The sequence below is a fragment of the Streptomyces thermovulgaris genome, assembly GCF_002155915.1.
Lineage (GTDB): Bacteria > Actinomycetota > Actinomycetes > Streptomycetales > Streptomycetaceae > Streptomyces > Streptomyces thermovulgaris.
In genome coordinates this window covers 1-1189 of the sequence record NZ_MUME01000237.1, presented here as the reverse complement: position 1 = coordinate 1189, position 1189 = coordinate 1, and the positions used below count along the sequence as shown (strand labels likewise).

Genomic DNA, 1189 nt, shown 5'->3' with positions numbered 1-1189 from the left:
GACACCACAGCAATCGGCTCGGTGCGGGCCGCGCGCTCGGCAGTGAGCTCCTTCTCCGTCTCGACGAGTGCGTTCGCCGTACGCCGCAGGTACGCCTCGAGCTTCTCGATTTCGGACGCGCTCATTCGCTCACTCCAAGTTTGCGATCCAGGAACTGAAGAAGGTCATCCGTACTGCCGGTGTCGAACTCGGTCTCCGGCTCCGGTCGCTCGGCGACCGCCGTCACGGTTTTGGCCAGGCTGTCCCGCAGGGCGAGCAGGCCTGCCGCCAGGTCCGGTTCCTCAAGCTGCGCGGGCGTCGCCGAGCGCAGCAGTTCGACCAGGCTGTCGATCTGGGTTTTGGTCACGCGCTGCCTGCGGGCCGGGGCTCCGGAGTCGAGGTCGAGTTTGTCGAGGAGCAGGGTTGCGATGGCGGTGGGGGTGGGGTGGTCGAAGGCGAGGGTGGCCGGCAGGGTCAAGCCGGTCTGGGCGGACAGCCGGCGACGCAGCTCGACCGCCATCAGCGAGTCGATACCGAGTTCCTTGAGCACCTGCTGGGCACCGACCGCATCCGCACCGGGCAGGCCCAGCACCACCGCCGCCTCCTGCTGCACCACCCGGACCAGATGAGCAACCCGCTCGGCCGCGGGCAGCGCCAGCAGCCGCTCCCGCAGCCCCGAAGGAGCACCCCCCGCCTCACCGGCCCGCCTACGCGAAGCACGCAGGAGGTTGCGCACCAGACCGGGCACCTGGCCACCGTTGTCCGCCTCCCGCTGCAGCGGCGTGAGCTCGAGCCTGACCGCCACCAGATGCGGATACGGCTGCGCCAGCGCGGCATCCAAAGCCGCCAGCCCCTGGTCGGTGGTCAGGGCGGTGATGCCCTGGCGGCGCATCCGGGCCAGCTCCGCCTGCCCCAACGAAGCGGTCAGACCCACACCCGCCTGCCGCCACAGCCCCCACGACAAACTGACCGCCGGCAACCCCCCAGCCCGGCGATGAACGGCCAACGCATCCAGGAAAGCATTGGCGGCCGCATAGTTGCTCTGCCCGGCACCACCAAAGACACCCGCGGCCGAGGAGAACAGCACGAACGCAGCCAGATCCAGATCCCGGGTCAGCTCATCCAGATGACAAGCCCCCGCGGCCTTCGCCCCCCACACCTTAGCCAGACGCTCACCCGACTGCGCCGCCAGCAGCCCATCGTCCAGCAC

Annotated in this window: 1 protein-coding gene; it reads right to left on the bottom strand. The window is 69.7% G+C overall.

What is annotated here, in order from left to right:
• Positions 1-121: 121 nt before the first annotated feature.
• The coding region (locus tag CCN35_RS18825) for a beta-ketoacyl reductase (protein WP_143631639.1) at positions 122-1189 on the bottom strand (1068 nt) is incomplete at its 5' end.